Below are 6519 nucleotides of genomic sequence, written 5' to 3'. Positions count from 1 at the left end.
CATAAAAATAAAGCATAAAAAACCGCCATTATAATTGACGGTTAGTAGCATGCTTTTATGTATCAAAAATACATTATACGTCTAGCTGTTGTGAATGATTGCTTAGGTTCACAAAGTCTGTGACGCTTAATGTCTCAGGTCGTGCCTGCGGATCAATACCACAAGCCTCAAAATCGTCTTCGCTCAATGTCGGTAGCAACGTTGATTTTTTGAAGATAGCACGTAGCGTCTTGCGACGATGGTTGAAAGTCTCACGCACGACAATAGCAAAGTGCTCTTCATCATTTGCGACTACTGGTTTGTTGATATGCGGTGTCAGGCGGAAGACAGCACTGGTCACCTTGGGTGGTGGATTAAACGCACCGCGAGGAACGGTCAGCAAGTAATCTGTATCACAGTGATATTGCATAATGACCGACAAGCGGCCATAAGTCTTGCTACCCACGTCGGCTGTGATACGCTCGACCACTTCTTTTTGCAACATAAAATGCATGTCTTGAATCACATCGGCATAGCTAAGCAGATGAAATAAGATAGGCGTTGAGATGTTATACGGTAGGTTGCCCACTACGCGCAGCTTACCGCGCTCTTCACTATATAGCTCACGGTAGTCCACATGCATCGCATTGTCTTTGATAATCTCAAAGTTTGGATGGCTATTGGCACCGATACGAATACGCAAGCTATCTGCCAAATCACGATCCAGCTCCACCACTGTCATCGCATCCACTTCTGCTAATAACGGCTCGGTCAATGCGCCCATACCAGGCCCAATCTCGATCAAATTGTCATCGCGCTCTAGACGAATACTTTCGACGATTTCGCGAATGACGCTGGTATCATGCAAAAAGTTTTGGCCAAAGCGCTTACGCGGCTGATGTTTGGCAGCACGCAAGCTGTTAGAAATAGTTTGAGCATCAAATGAAGTTTTGGACATAAAAGAGTCTTAATGTATAAAAGATAAATGGGCGATGATAATGTCATGGCAGCGATATACTGACTTTATAATAACAAATTATAGCACAGCTCATAATTAGGCTGTGTTTTTGAATAATTATTATCGATAGACGAGCCATGCTTTTGAGTAACTGACTCGGTAACTTTTTATCCCTACATCCATATAATATAAACTCTGATTATGCTAAATGGCAGCGTCAAATCAAGTGCTAGCAGACAGAAACAGGTACAAAGATGGAGTCATCATAACGATTGCGGCGTAAAAATAAATCGATAATTAATCAATTTCTGACACTTCTCAGGTTTAATAAAGCCCGACTGCATAACGCAATTGGTTATGTTTCACCTTTTGAGTTTGAAAAGCGCTATTATGATAATTTAACCCTGTCAGGCATTGCTGTCTGACTCCAGTAAAGTAAGCCAGTCTCTGATATAGTCGAGGCGGTTCAGCCCTACGCGATCGTCAGCCCGCCAGATAAATACCCTTAGGGAATTCACATATGATCCTGAAACTTAACGTCACCCTCCATTATCGACTCTCAGAGCCAATGGATCTTTTGCTTCAGATCGAAGCTGCTGATCTTGCGGATCAACGGGTACGGTCAGCCGAGATTTGGACATCAGACGTTGCGCATTTTTCACGGGTTACCGCCGATGATGGCATAGGAGAGCGGATTTGGATTCACGCTGAAGGGGATTTTAGCTGCACTTATCTCGCAGAAATCGCCGTTGACCGTCCTGCCTTAGACATATCGGTACTGTCCCAAACGCCCCTGCATCTTTTGCCCGGAGAGACGATCAGGCATTTAATGCCGTCTCACTATTGCCCGTCAGAACAGTTCCATGCCTTCGTGGACGCCGAGTTTGGCAATCTCGCTGGCGGCGCACGAATTGCCGCGATGCGCGACTGGATCGAGTCGGCATTTAGCTACGTACCCGGATCAAGCCATGCACAAACCACCGCGCTTGACAGCTTTGCTCAACGTCAGGGCGTATGCCGCGACTTTGCGCATGTTCTCGTAACCCTAGCGCGCGCGTCGTCGATACCAGCTAGGTTTGTGAGCGTTTATGCGCCCGATATGACACCACAAGACTTTCATGCCGTGGCCGAGGTCTATCTTGAAGGGAGCTGGCACCTCATTGATCCGACTGGCATGGCAGATGCCGACACAATGGCCCGCATCGGTGTTGGGTCCGATGCGTCCAGCGTCGCGTTCTTAACTTCGTTCGGATCCATGGATCTGATCAACCAATCGGTATCCGTAACCAGACAAGCTTAGGGTCCTGATCCTAGGCTTTCGAGCCTGTGTTTAAGACAGATGCTGTTCCTCATGCACGATAAAAGCTTTACTAAATCGTCTTAAGTGGCTGCCTTTTTAGATAGGCATTACTGATACTAAAATTATTAAGTACTATGTGAAAAATATCTATAAGCACTGATTTATACAGCAGGTACATCGATAAGTGATTTATCAGCCATCTCATTAGCCATATTTAGTGCTTGATATAAGCTAGTCGCACTCGCACCGCCACTTCCTGCCAAGTCTAGCGCCGTACCATGATCGACAGAAGTACGAATATAAGGCAAGCCCAAGGTTAGATTGACCGTATCGCCAAAACCGTGCGATTTTAATACTGGCAATCCTTGGTCGTGATACATGGCAATGACCGCATCACAGTTTGCTAAATGTCTGGTGGTAAATAACGTATCCGCTGGCATCGCCTCTGATATATTGACGCCTGCATCGATGAATTCTTGCAACACGGGATTGATAATCTCAATCTCCTCGCTCCCCAAATGCCCGCCCTCGCCTGCATGTGGATTGAGGCCGCAAACCAAGATGCGAGGCTGCGCGAGACCAAACTTTTCTCGCATATCATCGATGACAATTTGTACCGTTTGGCGCACGTTCTCCGCGGTGATGGCAGCAGGGATGTCCTTTAATGGTAAATGCGTAGTGACAAGCGCGACTTTCATCGCTTGGTTGGCAAGCATCATGACGACTTTTTCACAGCCACTTTGCTGCATGAAAAACTCGGTATGACCACTAAACATGGTGCCATCTAATAGCTTGATACCAGCATCTATCAACGCTGATTTTTGCAATGGCCCAGTGACGATGGCAGCGACTGTATTATTTATTGCCAGTTTATGAGCAATATCTAACTGCTGAGCCACCATCGCTGAGTTAGCGATATTGATTTGCCCGCAGACAACTGGTGCGGCACAAGGAATACTCAGTAGGATGAAAGCACTATCAGCGTCTATATCTTGCTGCGATATCTGCTCTACCAAGTTAACATCGAAATTATCGGTATTTATATCTGTATTGATAGTATGCCAGCTAGGTATGCTTTTGAGCACGCCAGCTGCAATCAATTCCTCCGCACGAGTTTGCATGGCTTTAGCATCAGCAGTCACCCAAATTGGTCGAGCAAAGTCTTGTAACTTACCCTCTGCTGCTAATCCTAGCACTACGTCCATGCCAATACCTGCAGGCTCACCTGTGGTGATTAATAGCGGGCGCTTTTCTTCTGTCATAACAATAGCCTTTTTTATTTAAATTACTGATTTTATTATATTTATAATTAATATTTTAAGTTTTTACAATTAGATGCTTTATGGTATTTCTTAGTTCATGAAAAACAATCACTTCATATTTAGTGCTTTATCAAGTCTAAAAAACCACATTATGTGTTAAACTTTCGCATCTGATTGTAGCATTTACAGACAAACCTGAGACCGCGTTTTGGTACTTCTATCGTAGAGGCGCGCTACGTTTGTATTGCTCTATCATCGACATCTTTTTTCATACCCATTTTAACTCATTAGGCACTCATGGCAGAAAACGACAAAACCGACGACTTACTCAATCAGACACCGCCGCACAATATTGATATTGAAAAGGCATTGCTCGCGTCTTTGATGAGTATCGAAGAGGCGTACGACAAGATTGCCGATATTGTCACCAAAGATGACTTTTATGCTGGGCGACATCAATACATTTTTGATGCCATTGCTCATTTGGCGGCAGTGAATGAGCCTTATGATACGGTCATGGTACACGACTGGTTAGAAGCGCAAAAGCTACTAAAAGGCGCAGGTGGTGACAGTTATTTGGCCGATATTTTGAGCCAAAGTCCTGCGACCTTATTTAACCTGACTGCCTACGCCCAGCGTGTGCGTGAGCTCTCAACGCTGCGTCAACTGATTACCACTGGTAATGACATGCTGACACTTGCCTATAATCCAAAAGACCAAAGCGTTAGCGACATTCTAGACAATGTCGAAGGCAAGATATTTAGTATCAATGAGCAGCATAACAAACGTGCGGAACAGCGCGGACCTGTTGGTATCACTTCTGTCTTAACCAATGTTATCGATAAGATTCAAGAGCTAAAATCTAATCCCGACGGCATGATTGGTTTGCAGACACCATTTGCTGAATTGAATAACAAAACCCAAGGCCTACAAGCGGGTGACTTGATTATTGTTGCTGCGCGTCCTTCGATGGGTAAAACCACTTTTGCGATGAACTTGGCAGAAGGGATTTTGTTCAATGAAGATTTGCCAGTCGTCGTGTTTTCGATGGAGATGCCTGCAGAATCTATCGTCATGCGTCTGCTGTCCTCATGGGGCGCGATTAACCAGACGCACCTGCGTTCTGGGCAAATGAACGAAGATGAATGGGCAAAGATGATGAATGCCATTCAACATTTGCAATCAAAGCATTTATATATTGATGACAGTACTGCCCTACCGCCGTCTGAGATGCGTTCCCGCTGCCGCCGTATCGCCAAAAACCATGATGGTCGCTTGGGTGCTATCGTAGTCGATTATCTTCAGCTGATGAAAGTACCAAGTCTAGATGGTAACCGTGTTGGCGAGATTTCCGAGATTTCTCGTAGTTTAAAGGCACTGGCACGTGAGCTTGAATGTCCCGTGATTGCATTGTCACAGCTTAACCGTAGTCTAGAAAACCGTCCAAATAAACGTCCTATCATGTCGGATCTACGTGAGTCTGGTGCGATTGAGCAGGATGCCGATTTGATTATGTTCATCTATCGTGATGAGGTTTATAATGAAAACTCGGACCACAAAGGCGTGGCGGAAATCATCATTGGTAAACAGCGTAACGGTCCTATCGGTACTATTCGTCTAGGCTTTGAAGGTCAATTTACCCGCTTTATCAATCTAACGCCAGAGTACTATCAAGGCGTGAGTTTTGAGAATGATGAGTAACTAACCTTATAAAATTTAACCCTAACAAAGACTAAGCCTTATATAGACTCAGTTTCAATTATAGGTTAATGAATAATTTTACATAACCAGTTTTAATACAATAGCCAGTACCGCATCAACTCAATCGATGCAGTGCTGGCTTTATAACTTCATAATTCTACTCATAAAGAAGGCGATTATGCGCACAATTACTATAAAACCAAAAGCCCTTACTCATAACCTAAATCAAGTCAAACAACGAGCACCTCAGTCTAAGGTATTGGCTATGGTCAAATCCAATGCTTACGGACATGGCGTAGCGGCAGTCTTGCCAGCCCTGCAGCAAGCAGATGGTATCGGTGTCGCTACGTTGACTGAAGCGCTAGAAGCCAGACAGTTAGGTTGGGAGAAAACCATCGGTCTAGTAGAAGGTGCGTTTAGCGCTGATGAGTGGCAGCAATCGATTGATCATGAGATTAGCTGCGTGATTCACCACGGACCACAGTTAGAATGGGCACTACAAAATATCCCACCAGCTGGCAGTGCAACTAGAGTAGCTTGGCTCAAATACAATACAGGTATGAACCGTTTGGGTTTCAATGCTGAGGGTGTGCTATCAGCAGCAAAACGCCTACATGAAGCGGGTTATCAGCTGATTCTAGCCACGCATTTCGCCAATGCTGATGACCACGATCACCCATTAAATGCGATGCAGATTGAGCGCTTCTCAAGCGTACTAGCGACTTTGAAAGACACCATTAGCCCAGATATCCAAGGCTCATTATGCAACTCTGCTGGTATCGTCAACTTCCCAGAACATCATTATGATTGGGTACGTCCAGGTATTATTTTATACGGTAGCTCGCCTGTGGTTGATAAAAGCGCACAAGAACTAAACTTGCAGCCCGCGATGGAATTTAGTGCTCAAATCATTGCTCTACAAACCGTTAGCGCAAATGATGCGATCGGCTATGGTAGCCGCTGGCGTGCGCAGCAAGATACCAGAACGGCGTTGGTCAGCGTTGGATATGGAGATGGCTATCCACGTGTGGTCACTGATGATGCGTATGTCACTGTCATCGATGCTAACGACAGCCAAAGCTACCGCTGCCCAGTGATTGGGCGCGTGGCTATGGATATGATTGTCATTGATATCAGTAGCGCACCTGAGAGTCTTGCTATAGATAGCAAAGTCATGCTCTGGGGCGATGCGCCGCGTGTCGATGAAGTCGCAGGTCATGCTGGGACGATTAGCTATGAGCTATTATGTCGCCTTAGCATACGTCCAAACCGTACACAGGCATAATCATTAGCGGCACAGTCATTAGCATATAAGATAT

Annotated in this window: 5 protein-coding genes; 3 read left to right on the top strand and 2 right to left on the bottom strand. The window is 45.2% G+C overall.

Features of this window, described 5'->3' with window-relative positions:
* Positions 1-73 precede the first annotated feature (73 nt).
* Entirely contained in the window at positions 74-937 is an 864-nt protein-coding gene (gene rsmA, locus CXF62_RS06395; protein WP_102091795.1) for a 16S rRNA (adenine(1518)-N(6)/adenine(1519)-N(6))-dimethyltransferase RsmA, read from the bottom strand.
* Positions 938-1457: 520 nt separating this feature from the next.
* Between rsmA and CXF62_RS06390 the strand changes: the two genes are divergently transcribed.
* Positions 1458-2237 (top strand): transglutaminase-like domain-containing protein, encoded by a 780-nt coding sequence (locus CXF62_RS06390; protein WP_102093417.1) that lies wholly within the window; start codon positions 1458-1460, stop codon positions 2235-2237.
* 161 nt (positions 2238-2398) lie between these two features.
* Here the strand turns inward: CXF62_RS06390 and pdxA are convergent, their stop codons facing one another.
* The gene (gene pdxA, locus CXF62_RS06385) at positions 2399-3499 is read right to left on the bottom strand and encodes a 4-hydroxythreonine-4-phosphate dehydrogenase PdxA (RefSeq protein ID WP_102093415.1); all 1101 of its coding nucleotides are present in this window, start codon (positions 3497-3499) and stop codon (positions 2399-2401) included.
* A 297-nt stretch (positions 3500-3796) separates the two neighbouring features.
* Between pdxA and dnaB the strand changes: the two genes are divergently transcribed.
* Both dnaB and alr read left to right on the top strand, forming a co-directional pair.
* The gene (dnaB, locus tag CXF62_RS06380) at positions 3797-5200 is read left to right on the top strand and encodes a replicative DNA helicase (protein WP_057760393.1); all 1404 of its coding nucleotides are present in this window, start codon (positions 3797-3799) and stop codon (positions 5198-5200) included.
* Between the two features lie 178 nt (positions 5201-5378).
* On the top strand, positions 5379-6485 hold the full coding sequence (gene alr / locus CXF62_RS06375; RefSeq protein ID WP_102093413.1) for an alanine racemase: 1107 nt from the start codon (positions 5379-5381) through the stop codon (positions 6483-6485).
* The last annotated feature ends 34 nt before the right edge of the window (positions 6486-6519 follow it).

Origin of the sequence: Psychrobacter sp. MES7-P7E (assembly GCF_002863645.1) — a bacterium.
Taxonomy (GTDB): domain Bacteria; phylum Pseudomonadota; class Gammaproteobacteria; order Pseudomonadales; family Moraxellaceae; genus Psychrobacter.
The sequence above is the reverse complement of the archived record's forward strand: the minus strand, read 5'-3'. Positions and strand labels throughout refer to the sequence as shown.

Excerpts from the sequence above, each read along its gene's own strand:
- rsmA (WP_102091795.1), bottom strand. The coding sequence starts at position 937 with ATGTCCAAAACTTCATTTGATGCTCAAACTATTTCTAACAGCTTGCGT.
- CXF62_RS06390 (WP_102093417.1), top strand. The coding sequence starts at position 1,458 with ATGATCCTGAAACTTAACGTCACCCTCCATTATCGACTCTCAGAGCCA.
- pdxA (WP_102093415.1), bottom strand. The coding sequence starts at position 3,499 with ATGACAGAAGAAAAGCGCCCGCTATTAATCACCACAGGTGAGCCTGCA.
- dnaB (WP_057760393.1), top strand. The coding sequence starts at position 3,797 with ATGGCAGAAAACGACAAAACCGACGACTTACTCAATCAGACACCGCCG.
- alr (WP_102093413.1), top strand. The coding sequence starts at position 5,379 with ATGCGCACAATTACTATAAAACCAAAAGCCCTTACTCATAACCTAAAT.